The organism is Arthrobacter sp. MSA 4-2, assembly GCF_016405885.1.
Taxonomy (GTDB): Bacteria; Actinomycetota; Actinomycetes; order Actinomycetales; family Micrococcaceae; genus Arthrobacter_D.
In genome coordinates, this window is record NZ_JAEKGC010000008.1 from 97,508 (window position 1) to 113,743 (window position 16,236).

At 64.1% G+C, this 16,236-nt stretch carries 20 protein-coding genes; 13 read left to right on the top strand and 7 right to left on the bottom strand.

The window, feature by feature from the left end; genetic code table 11:
* Nucleotides 1–243 precede the first annotated feature (243 nt).
* Entirely contained in the window at nt 244–447 is a 204-nt protein-coding gene (locus I6N91_RS17580; protein ID WP_374058942.1) for a PLDc N-terminal domain-containing protein, read from the top strand.
* Nucleotides 448–977: 530 nt separating this feature from the next.
* On the opposite strand, the gene I6N91_RS10625 is transcribed toward I6N91_RS17580, so the two are convergent.
* Nucleotides 978–1,205, bottom strand: coding sequence for a hypothetical protein (locus I6N91_RS10625; protein ID WP_198812526.1), 228 nt, complete (start codon nt 1,203–1,205; stop codon nt 978–980).
* A 456-nt stretch (nt 1,206–1,661) separates the two neighbouring features.
* On the opposite strand from I6N91_RS10625, the gene I6N91_RS10630 reads away from it, so the two are divergent.
* From I6N91_RS10630 to I6N91_RS17485, 12 genes are all read left to right on the top strand, one after another.
* Nucleotides 1,662–2,183, top strand: a complete 522-nt coding sequence (locus tag I6N91_RS10630) for a DUF6318 family protein (RefSeq protein ID WP_198812527.1) — start codon at nt 1,662–1,664, stop codon at nt 2,181–2,183.
* Nucleotides 2,184–2,236: 53 nt separating this feature from the next.
* Nucleotides 2,237–2,581 carry a helix-turn-helix transcriptional regulator gene (locus I6N91_RS10635; RefSeq protein ID WP_198812528.1) on the top strand — a complete coding sequence of 115 codons (345 nt, stop codon included), beginning with the start codon at nt 2,237–2,239 and terminating at the stop codon, nt 2,579–2,581.
* On the top strand, nt 2,581–3,480 hold the full coding sequence (locus I6N91_RS10640; RefSeq protein ID WP_198812529.1) for a cation transporter: 900 nt from the start codon (nt 2,581–2,583) through the stop codon (nt 3,478–3,480). Before I6N91_RS10635 ends, I6N91_RS10640 begins: the two co-directional genes overlap by 1 nt.
* Before the next feature lie 91 nt (nt 3,481–3,571).
* The gene (locus I6N91_RS10645) at nt 3,572–4,291 is read left to right on the top strand and encodes a thioredoxin domain-containing protein (RefSeq protein WP_307843326.1); all 720 of its coding nucleotides are present in this window, start codon (nt 3,572–3,574) and stop codon (nt 4,289–4,291) included.
* A gap of 30 nt (nt 4,292–4,321) precedes the next feature.
* The gene (locus I6N91_RS10650; protein ID WP_198812530.1) at nt 4,322–4,966 is read left to right on the top strand and encodes a vitamin K epoxide reductase family protein; all 645 of its coding nucleotides are present in this window, start codon (nt 4,322–4,324) and stop codon (nt 4,964–4,966) included.
* 82 nt (nt 4,967–5,048) lie between these two features.
* A complete protein-coding gene (locus tag I6N91_RS10655; RefSeq protein ID WP_198812531.1) occupies nt 5,049–5,681 on the top strand; it encodes an isoprenylcysteine carboxylmethyltransferase family protein in 633 nt (210 codons plus the stop codon).
* Between the two features lie 103 nt (nt 5,682–5,784).
* Nucleotides 5,785–6,075 carry a hypothetical protein gene (locus I6N91_RS10660; RefSeq protein ID WP_198812532.1) on the top strand — a complete coding sequence of 97 codons (291 nt, stop codon included), beginning with the start codon at nt 5,785–5,787 and terminating at the stop codon, nt 6,073–6,075.
* 68 nt (nt 6,076–6,143) lie between these two features.
* Nucleotides 6,144–7,112, top strand: a complete 969-nt coding sequence (locus I6N91_RS10665; RefSeq protein ID WP_307843327.1) for a PstS family phosphate ABC transporter substrate-binding protein — start codon at nt 6,144–6,146, stop codon at nt 7,110–7,112.
* 49 nt (nt 7,113–7,161) lie between these two features.
* The gene (gene pstC, locus I6N91_RS10670) at nt 7,162–8,115 is read left to right on the top strand and encodes a phosphate ABC transporter permease subunit PstC (protein WP_198812533.1); all 954 of its coding nucleotides are present in this window, start codon (nt 7,162–7,164) and stop codon (nt 8,113–8,115) included.
* On the top strand, nt 8,115–9,017 hold the full coding sequence (gene pstA, locus I6N91_RS10675) for a phosphate ABC transporter permease PstA (RefSeq protein ID WP_198812534.1): 903 nt from the start codon (nt 8,115–8,117) through the stop codon (nt 9,015–9,017). The genes pstC and pstA overlap by 1 nt, the downstream gene beginning before the upstream one ends.
* An 88-nt stretch (nt 9,018–9,105) precedes the next feature.
* Nucleotides 9,106–9,942 carry a phosphate ABC transporter ATP-binding protein PstB gene (pstB, locus tag I6N91_RS10680; RefSeq protein ID WP_198812609.1) on the top strand — a complete coding sequence of 279 codons (837 nt, stop codon included), beginning with the start codon at nt 9,106–9,108 and terminating at the stop codon, nt 9,940–9,942.
* A gap of 80 nt (nt 9,943–10,022) precedes the next feature.
* Nucleotides 10,023–10,718 (top strand): winged helix-turn-helix domain-containing protein, encoded by a 696-nt coding sequence (locus I6N91_RS17485; RefSeq protein ID WP_198812535.1) that lies wholly within the window; start codon nt 10,023–10,025, stop codon nt 10,716–10,718.
* Nucleotides 10,719–10,897: 179 nt separating this feature from the next.
* Here I6N91_RS17485 and I6N91_RS10690 read toward each other — a convergent pair whose 3' ends face one another.
* The 6 genes from I6N91_RS10690 to I6N91_RS10715 form a co-directional block, all read right to left on the bottom strand.
* Nucleotides 10,898–11,218, bottom strand: coding sequence for a hypothetical protein (locus I6N91_RS10690; protein ID WP_198812536.1), 321 nt, complete (start codon nt 11,216–11,218; stop codon nt 10,898–10,900).
* 870 nt (nt 11,219–12,088) lie between these two features.
* Nucleotides 12,089–12,472, bottom strand: a complete 384-nt coding sequence (locus tag I6N91_RS10695) for an IS30 family transposase (protein WP_198812610.1) — start codon at nt 12,470–12,472, stop codon at nt 12,089–12,091.
* A 12-nt stretch (nt 12,473–12,484) separates the two neighbouring features.
* Entirely contained in the window at nt 12,485–12,895 is a 411-nt protein-coding gene (locus I6N91_RS17585; RefSeq protein WP_374058943.1) for a helix-turn-helix domain-containing protein, read from the bottom strand.
* A 327-nt stretch (nt 12,896–13,222) separates the two neighbouring features.
* Entirely contained in the window at nt 13,223–14,062 is an 840-nt protein-coding gene (locus I6N91_RS10705; protein WP_198812538.1) for an alpha/beta fold hydrolase, read from the bottom strand.
* A 278-nt stretch (nt 14,063–14,340) separates the two neighbouring features.
* Entirely contained in the window at nt 14,341–14,592 is a 252-nt protein-coding gene (locus I6N91_RS10710) for a hypothetical protein (RefSeq protein WP_198812539.1), read from the bottom strand.
* A gap of 889 nt (nt 14,593–15,481) precedes the next feature.
* Nucleotides 15,482–16,186: an SDR family oxidoreductase gene (locus I6N91_RS10715; RefSeq protein ID WP_198812540.1), complete on the bottom strand. Its 705-nt coding sequence runs from the start codon at nt 16,184–16,186 to the stop codon at nt 15,482–15,484.
* Between the last annotated feature and the right edge of the window lie 50 nt (nt 16,187–16,236).

Genomic DNA, 16,236 nt, shown 5'->3' on the forward strand with positions numbered 1-16,236 from the left:
CCACGCACTTCATCCAAGCCCTTTCCTGCGCATCCCGTAAACGGATTGCTTGCGGGCGGGGCACCTCGAATGGGAGATGGGAGGTCGATGATGATTCTCCTACTGGTGCGTGGGCATGGTCTCCGGCGCCCAGCCAGCTCCGTCTAGTCAGGAGTTTGGGAAACCCGGGGCGGTCCCCAGAGTCGGTATCGCTAAGGTAGGTGCAGCATTGGAGTGTTCAGTGGTGCAAAGATGGGGGTTGAGATGGTGGTAACAGCTGAGGATAGTTTGAATCCGGTGATTCCGAATGCGCGGGAGCTCCGCGCGCAGGGAGTCGGTGCGCTTGCTGTAGCCCCTGTCGTGGTGGCCCTCATCAGCATCTCGCGGTCCCGCCACCTAACCAGAATGACGCAGGCTGTATGGGTTCTGATTGTGCTCGCTTTTCCTATCCTCGGTCCGGCTTCCTGATTCGTCGTTGGCCGGTGTAGCGCCGCACCCACCTCGAGCCACCTGTACAGCATTGCGCCAACGACCGGGAACCACGACGGCCGATAGGCGCTCTGAGGAATCGCTTAGCGGGCGGTTTTCCGGGCGGGCCAAACACGACCTGGGCAGTTCAGCTTCCGCCCTTGGCGGGCAATCCCGCCTTATGGGCGGGCGTTGAGGTTGTAGATTTCGTTCTTTTCGGCGACCGTGAGGTCCGAGCCCGCCAGGAGGTCCTGCAGCACCGCGGATTTTCCCGCTATGTACCGGCTGATGTCCATGTTCGGCTCGGCTGCGAGCCGGAGCTGCGGTGTCCCGTGTGTTGGCGGCTGGCCTAGTGGCGGACGGTGTCCCGAACGTCGGTGTCCCAGCGACGGTGACTTCGGCCGTGTGGTGTTCGAGGACTGCATCCAAGCAGGGGCTCTGGCCGGTATTAACCTGTAGCGCATCTCCTTGATGCGGCAGTTGGCTTGAAAGGGCGTACGGCTGCGGCCTTCCGGGCGGGACGTTCCCGGTCAGGGGACCGCCGGGACGGGTGCGGTGCGTTGCCGCGCGAGGAAGGCGGGGGCGAGGACAGCGCTGAGGGCGAAGAGTCCGACGAGGGGCCAGAGCGCCGTGAGGATGTCGAAGCTCGCCGCGAGGAACCCGATGAGGGGCGGGCTGATCAGGTTGGCGACGTAGCCCAGGCCCGCCTCGGCCGATACCCGGGCCCCGTCGTTTCGCCCTTCCGCCGCTGCGGACATGCCGAGCGGGAAACCCCTGGACACCCCCACGGACCATAGGACCACCCGTGGCACTCGGAGTGGCCGGCCTGGCCCTGATCGCGGGGATGGTTGTCCTGACCCGGCGGAACCTGACCACCGCGCTGAAGAGGTGACTGGGCCTCTGCGTCGGTGGGTGGGTGTAGCGAATACGTTCGATTGGGCTGCATCCCTTCTCGGGACCAGGAAGGGATCTGTCGTGCCCGGAGCCAGACCAGGGAGTGGAGCAACCCTCATGAGCTTCGGCTTCGAATAGGTCATGATGTCTTCGGATCCTTCTGCGGCGTCGCCTATGAGGAGGGTTGCATGTCCACCGCATTTACCTGGTCTCGCAGCACAATGTTCACTGTTGTCTTGGGCGTCGGGCTGTCGCTGACAGCCTGCGATGGCGATTCAGCGGCCCCTGTCAGCGAACCGACCACTTCGGAGGCTCCGTCGATGACGGCTTCGGCGGAACCGACGGCCGAGCGCGTCGAGCCGACGCCGGCGTCGTCGGATGCACCGGCCGCGAACCTGCAGATTCCGGCGCCGCCCGCAGAGGCGGAGGAGGAGTCGCGGGAGGGGCTGGAAGCGTTCACTGCGCATTGGCTGAAACTGCTGTCGTATTCCTACGAGGCGAACGACCTCGAGCCCCTGCAGGCGGTCAGCGACCCGGCGTGCACCTTCTGCAAGGATGTCGGAACGGCCATGGCGCAGACCTACCAGGTGGGGTGGGCTACCGGAGGAGCGACCACCCTGACGGACTTCACCACCGATTTCACCCCTGATGCCGACGGCGCCTACACCGCGGACATCACGACCACCCAGACGGAAATCTTCTACTTCTCCGATGAGGGGTGGCTTGGATCGAGTGAGTCCAAGCCGGACACACCGCACCTGGTTACCGCCCGCTACATCGGTGTCGGATGGCAGATGATCAACTACTCGACACCACCTATCACCGAGGCGCCGACGGGATAGGGGCTGCGTAAACAGCGCCTCGTTTAGTACATGATTGTGTGTACTGTTGCGGTGTGGAAACTCTTGCCCAGCACTCGGTCCTCGCGCGGTTCGGATACGCCCTGTCGGATCCGGTGCGCGCCCGGGTCTTGTTGGTTCTGCGGGACGCTCCGTCCTACCCGGGTGAGCTGGCTGAACTGGCCGGAGTGAGCAAGCAGCGCCTGTCGAATCATCTGACGTGCCTGCGCGGCTGTGGGCTTGTCGTCGCCGTTCCCGAGGGGCGGCGGGTCCGGTATGAGCTGGCGGATCGGAAGCTCGGTGACGCGCTGACCGCACTGCTCGGGGTCGTGGCCGTTGGCGACGCCGAGTGCTGCTGCACCACCCGGGCGAACCACATCGAGGGAAAGGCTTGCTGCTGATGAGCACCCACACCTCACCCGCATCGGTGCAGATCGCCCGTCCAGCGCCGAGTGTGCAGCGGCGGGCGGTCCTGTCCCGGCGGATCCGTCTTCTCGTCGGCGCGACGATCACCTACAACGTTATCGAAGCGGGCGTCGCGATCAGCGCCGGCACGGTGGCGTCCTCAAGCGCGTTGATTGGGTTCGGCCTGGACTCGATCGTGGAGGTTCTCTCCGCGGCCGCCGTGGCCTGGCAGTTCGCCGGGCGCGACCCGGAGGCCCGGGAAAAGACCGCCCTGCGCCTGATCGCCTTTTCCTTCTTCGGCCTCGCCGCGTTCGTGACCTTCGACGCCGTCCGCACCCTGCTCGGCGCGTCCGAACCCCAGCACTCACTGGTTGGAATCGTTCTGGCCGCGGTGAGCCTGGCGGTCATGCCGTTCCTGTCCTGGGCGCAGCGCCGGGCCGGTCGTGAGCTCGGGTCCCGGTCCGCTGTCGCGGACTCCAAGCAGACCCTGCTGTGCACCTACCTGTCCGGGGTCCTGCTGGTGGGTCTGCTGCTCAACAGCACCCTCGGGTGGTCCTGGGCCGACCCGGTCGCCGCCCTCATCATCGCCGCCGTCGCCATCAAAGAAGGCCACGAGGCATGGAAGGGCGACTCCTGCTGCGCACCATCCTTCGGAAACCTCGACGACGACCAAAGCGTTGACACCTGCGGAAGCGCCCCGGGCGGCGGCTCGGAATCCTGCTGCAGCACTGGCACCACGACAGGCGCGCCCGTAGCAGTGACGAACACCTCCGTAGAGCCTGCTGCGTTGACACTGACGGTGCGGCCCGCAGGAACCAACACCCCGGAAAGCAGCCCAGCAGATCCTGAATCGAAAACAGCTGATGCGTCCTGCGCCTGCTGCACACATCACTAGAGCACTCCAGCAAACCCTGATCCACCAATGGTCCCCTGCAATCGGCCGGGAACCAGCAGACCATGCAGTCAGTTGACGAGGAGACACCACCGTGCCGACCCCCGCCCCAGCTCCCAACACGACCCCTGACACGAAGCAGGGCCTGAGCCTGCAGAACCGGATAACGCTCGGCCTACTCGCCGCTGTTGCTCTCGTCGTCGGCTTGGCGATTTTCTTCAACAGCCTCGGCAACGACCCCTCGCAGGCTGAGGGCACCGACACCGGCACCGGCGCGGGCACGGCAGAGGTCGTCCGTGAGGACAGCCACCGCCTGTCCCAGGCGTCGGACGAGAAGGCCATCCTGGTCGAGTTCCTCGACTTCGAATGCGAAGCCTGCCTCGCCGCGTACCCGCTCGTGGAAGAGCTCTCCGAGGAATACGGGGAGAACCTGACCGTCGTCTCCCGGTACTTCCCGCTGCCCGGGCACCCCAACTCCGAGACTGCGGCCGCCGCCGTCGAGGCAGCAGCCCAGCAGGACAAGTTCAAAGAGATGCACGCCCGCATGTATGAAACGCAGACCGAGTGGAGCCACACCAACGAGGACCGGTCACCGGTGTTCCGCGGCTATGCCAAGGACCTGGGCCTGGACATGGCTGCGTACGATACGGCGATCGCAGACCCGGCAACCATGGAGCGAGTGAACATCGACAAGAGCGACGGCATGGCCCTGAACGTCGAGGGAACCCCGACGTTTTTCCTCGACGGCGAGAAGATCCAGCCCGCCACCGCCGAGGAGTTCCGCAGTCTCATCGAAACCGCTATCGCGGACTGATTCATGACTCCCGGCGAAGGACCACCCACCATGTCGCACCGAACGACGAATAACATCTCCTCGATCCAGGAACCCGCCCAGGATGACGCGGCCTCAGTGCCCGGATTCGCACGCCGGGTCCCGTTCGGGATCATGTTTGTGGCCGCCGGTGTCATCGGGTGGGTTGCGGCCGGGATCCTGATCCTCGAGAAGCTCGAGTTGTACCGGGACCCGGACCATGTCACGAGCTGCGACATCAACCCCTGGGTGTCCTGCGGGCAGGTCATGGAGACATGGCAGTCCGAGCTCTTCGGCTTCCCCAACCCCTTCATCGGCCTCGTCGGCTTCACCGTCATCATCACCACCGGCATGGCACTGCTCGCCGGAGCCCGGTTCAGCCGCTGGTACTGGGCCGGCCTGCAGGCAGGCATCACGCTCGGAGCCGTGTTCGCCACCTGGCTGTGGAGCCAGGCCCTCTTCGACATTTACATCCTGTGCCTCTACTGCATGATCGTCTGGGCGGCGATGATCCCCCTGTTCATCCTCACCACCGTCCGCAACATGGTTCACGGCATCATCCCCGCACCCGCCGGCCTCACCCGCGGGCTCGCAGCGTGGGTCGGACCGATCATCGTCCTCACCTACATCGCCGTCGCCGCCTCCGTGTTCTTCCGCTTCCTCCACGTCTTCACCTGAGACTCCACACCGCACCGGACCGGCAGCCGCCCACCCGCGCTTTCCCACACACCGCCGATCATCACGGAAACCGAGGCCAACGATGGAACCACCAACAGCTGCAGCGCTTGCCCTGGGCCTGTACACCGCAGGTGTCATCACGACCTTTGGAGTGAGGTCCTGGATCCACCGGCGCAGGACCGGATCCACGGGCTTCCGTGGCCTCAGCGGCGCACCGGGCTCGGCCGAATGGTGGGGCGGGGTCCTGTTCATCGCGGCCCTGCTGCTCGGCGCGGCCGGACCCGTCCTCGCCCTCACCGGGGCCCTAGTTCCGCCTCGGGTGCCCGGACTCGCGTGGATAGGACTGATCGTGACTGTGCTGGGTTTCCTTGGCGTGCTGGCCGCCCAGACCGGGATGGGGTCCTCCTGGCGCATTGGGGTCGACACCGCCGAACGTACAGACCTGGTCACCACCGGGCTGTTCGCCGTGGTCCGCAACCCGATCTTCACTGCCATGCTCACAGCCCTGGCCGGGCTGGCGCTCATGGTTCCCGCAGCCGTCAGCGCAGCGGCGCTGCTGTGTCTGTTCCTCGCCGTGGAACTCCAGGTGCGCCTCGTCGAAGAGCCATACCTAAACCGCACCCACCAACACGCCTACGCCGACTACACCGCAAAGGTCGGCCGCTTCCTGCCAGGCATGGGCCGGACACAGGCACGCGATACCGCGTCGCGCTGACCACACCGCAACATCACAGAAGCAGCCACTCCCTCTGCCTATAACGACATAGCCCCGCCAATTCCGCGTGAAAAACCCGCCACCTTCGAAGAAGCTCAGAGTTATGGACGACTCGAGTTCCTTGCGTGGTCGTCTGGCTGTTGTCACCGGCTGGATGCGGCGGATAGGGGACTTTCGGTCAGGTGATGACGAGGAGTCCGGTGGCGAACATGAAGCCGAGGCCGGCGCGGTCAGGGCATTCGCATGGGCCAGGCGCAGCAGGGCTTCGGTGAGTTCGATCGCCCGTCAAGATACTGAAGTGAAACCTGAGTTTGAAACAGACAAAACTTCCTATAAGTACTCCCGACGTCTCGCCACTATTCACCCCGTGTTCACCTATGGCGCTTTGTATTGATGTGTCGGCACCGCCGATCTCTCCCATCACCTGCGCGGCCCAGGCCGCCGTTGGAAGGAATTCACACAGTGCAAAAAACTCTTTCACGACGCGCCGGTGTCACGTCGCTTGCGGTTCTCGCCCTTCTGCTGAGCGCCTGCGGCGGACAGCAGGAGAGCGCAGGAGGATCCGGAGCCAGCGGTGAAGCCGTCTCCGGCTCGGTTGTCGCCGATGGGTCATCAACCGTTGCGCCGCTGACCGAAGCGGCCGCCGACATGTTCCGCGATGTTGAGTCCGGCATTGATGTTTCCGTCGCCACCTCCGGCACCGGTGGAGGCTTCAAGGCCTTCTGCGCCGGTGAAACCGACATCTCCAATGCTTCGCGTCCGATCAAGGACGAAGAAATTGCGGAATGCGAGACAAACGGCATCGACTATACCGAGGTCGTCATGGCCAACGACGGACTGTCCGTCGTGGTGAACCCCGAAAATGACTGGGCCGAGTGCCTGACCGTAGAGCAGCTGGCCACCATCTGGGGTCCGGACTCCGAAGGCAAGGTCACCAATTGGAACCAGGTCGATCCGTCCTTCCCGGACCAGGAAATTGCCCTTTTCGGTGCCGGCACTGACTCGGGAACCTTTGATTATTTCACCGACGCTATCAACGGTGAAGAAGGCGCTATCCGCACCGACTACAGCCCCTCCGAGGACGACAACGTCACCGTTCAGGGCGTGGAAGGCAACGAAGGGGCCATCGGCTTCTTCGGCCTGTCTTACGCCGAAGAGAACCCGGACGCCGTGAAGATTGTCGACGTCGACAACGGCGAAGGTTGCGTCACTCCCTCCGAGGAGACGGTCCAGGACGGCACCTACGCACCCCTGGGACGTCCCCTGTTCATCTACGTTGCCAACGCCTCCTACGCGGACAAGCCCGAGGTGAAGTCCTTCGTGGATTACTACGTGGAGAACGCGAACGAGGTCGCCGAGGCTGCCCTGTTCATCGGGCTCACCGAGGAGCAGAACGCCACGGCTACCGAAGAGCTCGCCTCCATCGGTTAGCAGGCCGTTCCACCGGTACGACCAGAGCTCGAGGAGAACGGTTCCCGTTATGACAGCTGTACAGGAAAAGGGCGGTCCGGCCAGCGCGCCGGGCCGCCCGGCCCCCTCCCCGTTCAAGGGCAAAAAACGGCCCGGTGAAGCGATCATCATTCTGGTCCTGCGCCTTGCGGCTGTGGTGACGGTGCTGACCACCATCGGGATTCTGCTGGCCCTGCTGATTCCCTCCCTCGGATTCTTCCGGGAAGTGCCCGTCACCGAGTTCCTGTTCGGCGACCGGTGGTCCCCGAGGTTCGCCGATGCCTCCTTCGGGGTGCTGCCGCTGATCTCGGCGACACTGTGGACCACCGGGATCGCACTGCTCATCGCGGTCCCGCTCGGGCTCGGTGCGGCAGTGCTGCTCTCGGAGTACGCCAGTCCGCGCCTGCGCCGGATCCTCAAGCCGATCCTAGAGATCCTCGCCGGAGTCCCCACCGTGGTGTACGGATACTTCGCCCTGACCTTCGTCCAGGCCACGGTGTTGCGCGAATGGGTGGGCCTGGACACCGGAGCCTTCAGCGTCCTGGCCGCTGGCCTGGTGATGGGCGTCATGATCGTCCCGACCGTGGCCTCCATCTCCGAAGACGCGATGAGCGCGGTCCCCGGTGCCCTGCGCCAAGGCTCGGCGGCTCTGGGCGCGAACCGCATGCAAACCAGCATGCGGGTCGTCTTCCCCGCCGCCCTGTCCGGCATCGTCGCAGCCATTGTCCTCGGCGTTTCCCGGGCTGTCGGTGAAACCATGATCGTCGCCCTGGCCGCGGGCAGCCAGGCCCGCGTCGTGGGCAATCCCCTCGAACAGGGTCAGACCATGACAGGGTTCATCGCCAACGCCGCCCTGGGCGACTCCCGGGTCGGTTCCATCGAATACGACACCCTCTTCGCGGTAGGCCTTCTCCTGTTCCTGATCACCCTGCTGGTGAACTTCATCAGCATCCGCTTCGTTCGCCGCTTCAGGGAGGCCTACTGATGCGCTCCATCGTCGACACCGTCCAGCCCCTAGGACACCGCAGATCCAAATACAGCGGCGAGAAAAGCCCCACCTCCCTGATCTTCCTGCTGCTGATCTGGGCGTGCCTGGCCTTCTCGTTCCTGTTCCTCGTCGTGCTGATCGTCACCACCATCATCGACGGATCCAATAAGTTCACCTCCACGCTGTTCACCGAATACCCGGCCTCCTCACCGGAGCGCGCCGGAGCCCGGCCGGCCATCCTAGGCTCGGTCTGGGTCATCGCCACCACGGCCGTGCTGACCATCCCGCTCGGGGTCGCCGCCGCGGTGCACCTTGAGGAATTTGCGGACAAGAAACTGTGGATCAACCGGGTCATCGAACTCAACGTGCAGAACCTCGCCGCCGTCCCGGCAATCGTGTACGGGTTGCTCGCGCTGGCGTTCCTGACCCTGCTCGGGGTGCAAAACAAAAACATCGTCATCGGCGGAGCGCTGGCGTTGAGCCTGCTGATCCTGCCGGTCATCATCATCTCCACCCGTGAGGCCATACGCTCGGTCCCGTTGGAAATCCGGCAGGGCTCCATGGCCCTGGGCGCCTCCAAATGGCAAACCGTGTGGCGGCAGGTGCTGCCCGCCTCGGTACCCGGCATCGCCACCGGCTCCATCCTGGCCCTCTCCAGGGCCCTCGGCGAGGCCGCGCCCCTGCTGGTCCTGGGCGCCCTGGTGTTCGTCAGCTTCGACCCCAACGGCATCCTGAGCGGATTCACGACCATGCCCATCCAGATCTTCAACTGGACCGGCCGGCCCCAGGCCGGATTCCAGGAACTAGCCGCCGCGGCGAGTATCCTCCTGCTCGGACTGCTCGTCCTGATGAACGGCCTGGCCATCTACATCCGCAACCGCTTCCAGACACGGTGGTAAGAACCCTATGAACAGCTCCTCCCACGTCCCCACAGCAGCCGAGCGCCGCTCCCTCGAGGACGACACCCTGCTGCATCAGCAGCCCGGCATGGCCGTCCACCTCACCGGACGCCGCCGCGCCGCCACACTGCCCGACAAGCCCGACGAGACGATCCTCAGCGTCAAGGACGTCGACGTGTATTACGGCAAGTTTCGGGCCGTCACCGGGGTTAACCTCGACTTCGGCCTGAACGAGATCACCGCCCTGATCGGACCATCCGGCTGCGGCAAGTCCACCCTGCTGCGCACCCTGAACCGGATGAACGACCTCGTCGAAGGGGCCCGTGTCGACGGGAGCATCACCTTCCGCGGCACCGACATGTACGCCCCCGAGGTCGACGCCATTGAGGTCCGTCGGCGCATCGGCATGGTCTTCCAAAAGCCCAACCCCTTTCCCAAATCCATCTACGACAACATCGCCTACGGCCCCCGGGTGACCGGGATGAAGGTGGAGAACATGGATGACCTGGTCGAGGAGGCGCTGACCAAGTCCGCCCTATGGGGTGAAGTCAAGGACAAACTCAAGCAGTCGGCATTCGGGCTTTCCGGCGGTCAACAGCAACGCCTTTGCATCGCCCGGACTATCGCCGTCAAGCCCGATGTCATCCTCATGGACGAACCGGCCTCCGCGCTGGATCCGATTTCCACCATGCGCATCGAGGACCTGATGCACGAGCTGCGCCGCGAATACACAATCGTCATCGTGACCCACAACATGCAGCAGGCCGCCCGCGTGGCGGACCGCACCGCGTTCTTCACCGCCTTGGCCGACGAGGGAACCGGAGACCGCACCGGCGTGCTGGTGGAATATGGCAAGACCTCCCAGATCTTCGAGGATCCCAAGGATCAAAGGACCGAGGATTACATCTCCGGTCGGTTCGGGTAAGTGCCTCCGTGGTCGAACAAACAGACCGCACCCCCACCTCTTCCCAGCCTCGGGAACGTAACCGCCCCCGCAGCTCGGCGGTGCGTTGGCCCTGTCACACGGCGGCCGTCGAATCCCCCTCCACTCCGACGTGCCAGGACGACCCGGCGGAGCTGCTCAACCGCGGCATCGAACTGCACCGGTATCAGGATGGTCCCAGTGCACTTGTCGGCATCGGGGCCTCCAACCCGCAGATCGTGATCGTCCCGACCGACCTGACCGGGATCGGAGTTCAGGAGTTCGTCCATACCGTCGTCGACCTGACCGGGACCCCCGTCCTGATCGGGGATCTGGGAACCGAAACCAGCCATCGGCTTGGTTTCACGTGCCTGGAGCTCGGAGCGCGGGGGCTCATACCCCTGCCCGCCACCGCTGAAGAAATCGCCTCGGCCATCACCCGGCTTGGGGTGCTCCGATCCGATGCCGCTGCCGAACTGCGCGCCGGGGACCTTTTCCTGAACCCTCAGTCCCTTCGGACCACCATCGCCGGTGTCAACGTGGATCTGGCGCCCAAGGACTTCGAAGTCCTGCGCTACCTCATGATGGAAGCCCCGCGGGTCGTCGGGGTCGAGGAAATCAGCGCCCACATCAGGGATACCGCGGCCGGGGGCACCACCCGCACCAGAATGGCCATCGCACGGACCCGGAAGAAGCTCGCCAAAGCCTCACCGGCAGGAAGCTCCTACATCGAGACCGTCCGCGGCATGGGATACCGGCTAGGCATAGAGGAGGTGTGAACCTACCGCATTCGTTCGGGGCGGTGCCGCGGCGAGGAGGCCACAAGTTTGCCAAGGCACCACAGCATTGACTGCTATCAAAGTTGAGAGTGATGTGCGTCGCCGGCTACTTAAGGCCTGAGCGACGCATGGTGGAACCTGATTCCCCGGTCCACTTCTCCGCCGTCGTTCTTCTTTCCCTATCCCGGGGTGGGCGCCTCGAAGTTACCATCGCAAGCAGGAATGGAGGCCGGAGCGCCTTGAGATTCAGCCTCAACATTTTCCATCATGGTCTGGACGTGACGGAGGATTGGACGCAGTTCCCTTTGACGTAACTCCCGTAACGAGGTGATCGAGCGGCCGGTGCACACCTCGATCCCCCTGGCAAGTTCGGGACGGGTACGAACGCGCGCGTTGTAAAGGCTCTGCTGCAGCATGAGTAACTGACGTTCACGCAGCGGACTATCCGCACGAAGAACAGGCAGCGCGTGAACCTCACACAGGTCGATATCCGGACTCATAATCCGAGCCTAAGCTCCCGCGGTGTCCGATCGGTTGGCGCAGCATGAAAGTCCCGTGAACATCCCGGTCAATCCCACGCATTGGAGGAAGCCGTTATCAGGTGCGTCCTGTGGAAGGGGTGAAAGTCTTGGTTACCGACAATCCGTGAAGCGCGACCGGAACCGGACACGCCGACCCTTACAGCTGGAGGCTTCCCGTCATCGGATCCCGGTCCGGCGCGACGGGTCACCCGCACCAGTCCGGCCGCTTCGAACCTATCCGCCACCCAGGGACCGCCCTCATGCGCCTCGGTGAGCCGCTCGCGACCCGCTACCCGGGTGGGGACAATGTCCACACTTTGGATCTCGGACTGGGCCGTACCGGTGCCGGACTGGTCCGGATTGCGGATGTTTTCGGGGGAGTGGCGGATATCAAGGGCTGGAGTCCGGTTCGAGTCCCACTTCGGGCACATGTTTCCCCTAGTCAGAGGCCCTTTTGCTCTCTGACTGTGGACAGCCGGCCCAATTCTGCGGTCCGGGTGCCGGTTCCGGTGGCTGTTTGGAAGTTTCCTGGGGGCTGGGTGCCGCCTTTCCGTCGCAAAGCCCGGTTTGGGCGTTCTTACTACTTCATGGGGGAGTGGCCGTGTGGCTGCATGACTTTGGCGAGGGTTTAGGACCTGGTCATCCTCCTCGCCGAGCGGCCCAGGCGAGGCAGCCACTGAGAGTTTTCCACTTGTGGGCGTCATCACCTCGAACCGACTTAGGTTGCGGCGACATCTCTGCTCGGGGGCGGATACGGAGACACCGAACGCGGGCGCGGGAGATTCGGGTGTCGGCCCTCAGGGCCCGTCATATGAGCATCGGCCCCAGCAAGCTCCGTGTGGTCAGGAGTCAACCAAACTCGGGGCAGTCCCCACTGTGATCGCCGGGCAGGTGGATGAGCATGGTGAACCGTGTCTGGCGCTCTACGAGGGTGGCGATGGCTGAGCGGCAGTTCGATCCCAGCACCAGATCCCCCTCCCAGTGACCGGGCACGGCGCGGTCTGCAACCTCGGCGGGCCGTTCACTGATCAGGATCATGTCCGGGATCTTCCCCGAACTTTTAGCAGCTGTGGAGCGCCTGGGCCGCCTCGCGACGCGGCCGGTACGCAGGTGTTGGTGCAGGTCAGCCCTTAGATGGCCGCGTCCCTGGACGTAGAGGGCCTGGTAGATCGTTTCGGGACTCACCTGCATCTCCGCTCGGTCACTGAAAGCCGTGGCCAGGTGGTCGCTGATCTGTTCCGGGCTCTATTTCACACACAACCTGGCCTGTACCAAGGATGCCAGTTCCAGGTCATCGAACTTACTGGCCTTGGGCCGGCGGCCGGATAGCTCCGCCTGTTTCTGGGCTGCGTACGGGGCGTACTTCACCTGCATCAACGCTCGTCTCCGCGCACCTGTTGGCTGTCCGTTCCGGCGCAGCTCACGGCTGATCGTCGAAGGACACCGGCCGATCTCTCGTGCGATCGCCCGAACACCACGACCTGCCAGGTGCAGGTCCGCTATCAATAGTCGTTCCTCCAAACAGAGGTACCGGCCTGAAGGCTCCGGCTTGGCGCGTGGAATACGGCCGCCGATTGCTTGGCGCCAACGTTGTCCGGTTCGTCGATTCACGCCTACAGCATCACAGGCTGCAGCCAGCGTCGATCCCTGGGCCATCACGACCCAAAATCGCGCTTCCCTATCGATCCGTTCCTTCTTCGACAATACGCACAACACCTCACTTCGTAGAGGTGTTGCAACGACCGCTTGAGCTCACCATCCCTTACCGCAAGGAGGAGATAGTTCGCTGTCGGCCTTAGCAGGGCGGGGAGGTGGAGCCGTTGTCTGGTGTGGCTGTGCTCGGGGAGCTTCTTGGGCGTCGCGGTCGTGAAAAAGTACTTTATCGAGGTCCTCCGGGAAGATGGCGGGGTTGGGCGCGCACAATGCGGCACCCCCGACGACGTGTTCCCGCCGGGGGTGCCGGACACCGGACTATCGCATCGGCTAATTGCCGGTGATGAATTTCAGCAAGATCTTATTGACCTCCTCGGAATGGGTCCACAGCATGCCGTGTGGGGCGCCTTCAATCTCGACATACTCAAGGTCAGGATTCGCCTTATGGAAGGGCCGGCCGGTCACGTCGATGGGAAGGATGCGGTCCTCGGTGCCCTGAACGATCAGGGCGGGCACGTCGATCTTTTTGATGTCCTCGCGGAAGTCCGTCATCCAGGACTTGATGGATTCGCGGGTGCCGTAGGCCGAGGAGGCGAAGGCGTCGTCCAGGCTGTGCTTGAAGGCGTGTTCGCTGAGCCGGTCCGTGCCCAGGAACACGTCGGTGTTGTAGAAGGAGTTGGTGAAATCCACGTAATGCGCAAAGCGATCTTTCACCGCGGCGGCCCCAATGTCGTCAAAGACAGACTTGTCCAGCCCGTACGGAGTGTCCGGGCCCTTGACCATGAACGGTTCCAAGGGGGCGGCGAAGACGGCCTTGCTGATCCGGGCGGTGCCGTACTTGCCGATGTACCGTCCGACCTCCCCGGAGCCCATGGAAAAGCCGACGAGGATCACGTCATTGAGGTCCAGGGTTTCCAGGAGGGTTTTCAGGTCCGTGGCGAAGGTGTCATATTCGTACCCGACAGTGGGCTGGCTCGACTGGCCGTAGCCGCGCCGGTCGTAGGTGATGACCCGGTAGCCGGCCTCCAGCAGCACCGGCAGCTGGCGTTCCCAGGACCTGCCGTTGAGCGGATAACCGTGGATCAGCACGACCGGCTGGCCCTGGCCGTGGTCCTCGTAGTAGATGTTGATATCGGTGCTGTTTTCCTGTCCAACAGTGACAAATGCCATCTCTGGTTCCTTAGAATCGGCTGCTACTGGGTGGGGGAGCATAGGCCGGGACCGTCCCCCAAGTCCTCGTCGCCTGAGCAACAAGATACGCAACGGCCGGGGGAAGGCAAGGGATGGTTGAGGAAAACGCCGGAGGTTACGCCGTCGCACACGATGCGATGGCTGGATGCCGGCGCGGACTGCAGCCGGGCGGCACCTGACGGAAGAACTCCGTACAGGTCCGCCCGGCACAGACGCCCCGGTGACCGATTCGTACCGGCCCTCGAGGCTGGCCACAATCAGTGGTTTTTGGATTCCTCCGAGATCTCCTGGATCCGTTGGTGGCGTTCGAGCGCGCAGGAGAAGTCGAGGGAATCGGTGCTCCGGGTGCGCAGGTCACGCGCGAACGCCTCGTACGTGCGGGCGACGCTCCCGGCGACCCCGGGAATGGCTGCAACCTCCGGCGAGGTGTACTTGGCCGGGACGGGCAGGCGGTTCATGGCCTGGTCGCTGCCGTGTCCGCCGTGGAGTTCCAGCTCGGTGGCCTGCATATTGCCGTTGAAGGTGGGGGGAGGAGAGGGCGAGTATGCCCTTGGTTCCGGTGAAGACCCAGCGAAGACCCTCGCCGCGGGGGGTTCCGCCGCGGTACTCGATGGAGATCGGAGCCTCTCCCATTGGGCGCAGATCGGGACGTGGCGCGGGGTGCTCGCGGTCAGGTCTTCTCCGGTATCGGTGACCCGGACCGGACGGCTGTACCGGGTGAGGCGGGTCTCCAGATCGGTCGGCTCTCCGAGCACCGCGGCGGTGATGTCTAGGGCACTGAGGATGGTGACCGTCAGCGGCGTCGCCCCGTTTTCTTCGGAGAAATGCGGCGGTCTGGGAACGCCTCTGGTGGGGCGAGGTGGGGGTGTGGACAGTGTCCACACTTTTGGTCTCGGTCTGGGCCGTACCGGTGCCGGACTGGGCCGGATTCTGGATGTTTACCGGGGAGTGGCGGATTTCCAGGGCCTGGAGTCCGGTTCGAGTCCCACTTCGGGCACATGTTTCCACTAGTCAGAGGCCCTTTTGCTCTCTGACTGTGGACAGCCGGCGCAATTCTGCGGTCCGGGTGCCGGTTTGGTGGCTGTTTCGAAGTTTTCCTGGGGGCTGGGTGTCGCCTTTCTGTCGCGAAGGCCGGTTGGGCGTTCTTACTACTTCATGGGGGAGTGGCGGGGTAGCTGCATGACTGTGGTGGGAATTCTTGACCTGCTCACCCTCCTCGAGCAGCTCAGGCGAAGCAGCTACCGGGAGTCGACACCCCTGAGCACCATCAAGACAAGCGCACGTAGGTTGCTGCGACGTCCGGTGTGGTCGCTGGCGGCTATGGGGAGCCGGGCGTCCCCGTCGGAACGGAAAGGGATGCGCAGGGGAAACTTGGGGGTAGCGCACCGGCCCGGTTTTCTACTTGTGAAGCTCGGCGTACATCGCCTCTACCGGTTCGGAGAGGCGGCCGTGGATGTCCCGGGTGATCTGGTCTGCGAGTATCTCATGACGGCCGTCACGGATGCCGTCCAAAGCGATGCGCACGATGTCCGCGGGTTCATTCATGTCCCCGGGCAGACCCTCGGTCATGGTCGTGCGGGTGAAGCCCATATACAGTCCGATGACGGTGGTTCTGGAGGGAACGAGTTCGAGGCGGAGGGCGTTGGTCGCGGACCAGAGGGCCGCCTTCGATGCGGCATAGGCCCCGCCGCGGTGGTACCAGGCCCCAACTGAAACGACGTTCAGCAGTGTCCCGCCACCGTTAGCGGCAAGGACTGGGGCGAATGAGCGCGCGACCCGCAGGGCGCCGAAGAAGTTCGTCTCGAACATGCTGTGGATGGCGTCGAAGTCGACGGACGTGATGGGCTCCAGCGCGGCGATGCCGGCACTGTTGATGACGATGGTCGTGTCTGCTGCCGTTGCCGTGGCTGCTTCGACAGACGCATCGCTGGTGATGTCCAGCTGCACTGGCACAACCTTCGGGTCATCCCCGCGGACGGGCGCGCGGGATGCCGCGTACACCCGGTCGGCTCCGCGGCCGAGGGCCTGTAGGACGAATTCGGTGCCCAGGCCTCCGCTCGCTCCGGTAACGAATACGACGTCACCGTCAAAGGACCGGTTCATAATGTGTTCCTCTCGTTGGCCGCTCCATTCAGGAGTTGCCGGATTAGGGT

Excerpts from the sequence above, each read along its gene's own strand:
- I6N91_RS17580 (WP_374058942.1), top strand. The coding sequence starts at position 244 with ATGGTGGTAACAGCTGAGGATAGTTTGAATCCGGTGATTCCGAATGCG.
- I6N91_RS10625 (WP_198812526.1), bottom strand. The coding sequence starts at position 1,205 with ATGTCCGCAGCGGCGGAAGGGCGAAACGACGGGGCCCGGGTATCGGCC.
- I6N91_RS10630 (WP_198812527.1), top strand. The coding sequence starts at position 1,662 with ATGACGGCTTCGGCGGAACCGACGGCCGAGCGCGTCGAGCCGACGCCG.
- I6N91_RS10640 (WP_198812529.1), top strand. The coding sequence starts at position 2,581 with ATGAGCACCCACACCTCACCCGCATCGGTGCAGATCGCCCGTCCAGCG.
- I6N91_RS10650 (WP_198812530.1), top strand. The coding sequence starts at position 4,322 with ATGTCGCACCGAACGACGAATAACATCTCCTCGATCCAGGAACCCGCC.
- I6N91_RS10655 (WP_198812531.1), top strand. The coding sequence starts at position 5,049 with ATGGAACCACCAACAGCTGCAGCGCTTGCCCTGGGCCTGTACACCGCA.
- I6N91_RS10660 (WP_198812532.1), top strand. The coding sequence starts at position 5,785 with ATGGACGACTCGAGTTCCTTGCGTGGTCGTCTGGCTGTTGTCACCGGC.
- pstC (WP_198812533.1), top strand. The coding sequence starts at position 7,162 with ATGACAGCTGTACAGGAAAAGGGCGGTCCGGCCAGCGCGCCGGGCCGC.
- pstA (WP_198812534.1), top strand. The coding sequence starts at position 8,115 with ATGCGCTCCATCGTCGACACCGTCCAGCCCCTAGGACACCGCAGATCC.
- pstB (WP_198812609.1), top strand. The coding sequence starts at position 9,106 with ATGGCCGTCCACCTCACCGGACGCCGCCGCGCCGCCACACTGCCCGAC.
- I6N91_RS10690 (WP_198812536.1), bottom strand. The coding sequence starts at position 11,218 with ATGAGTCCGGATATCGACCTGTGTGAGGTTCACGCGCTGCCTGTTCTT.
- I6N91_RS17585 (WP_374058943.1), bottom strand. The coding sequence starts at position 12,895 with ATGGCCCAGGGATCGACGCTGGCTGCAGCCTGTGATGCTGTAGGCGTG.
- I6N91_RS10705 (WP_198812538.1), bottom strand. The coding sequence starts at position 14,062 with ATGGCATTTGTCACTGTTGGACAGGAAAACAGCACCGATATCAACATC.
- I6N91_RS10710 (WP_198812539.1), bottom strand. The coding sequence starts at position 14,592 with ATGCAGGCCACCGAGCTGGAACTCCACGGCGGACACGGCAGCGACCAG.
- I6N91_RS10715 (WP_198812540.1), bottom strand. The coding sequence starts at position 16,186 with ATGAACCGGTCCTTTGACGGTGACGTCGTATTCGTTACCGGAGCGAGC.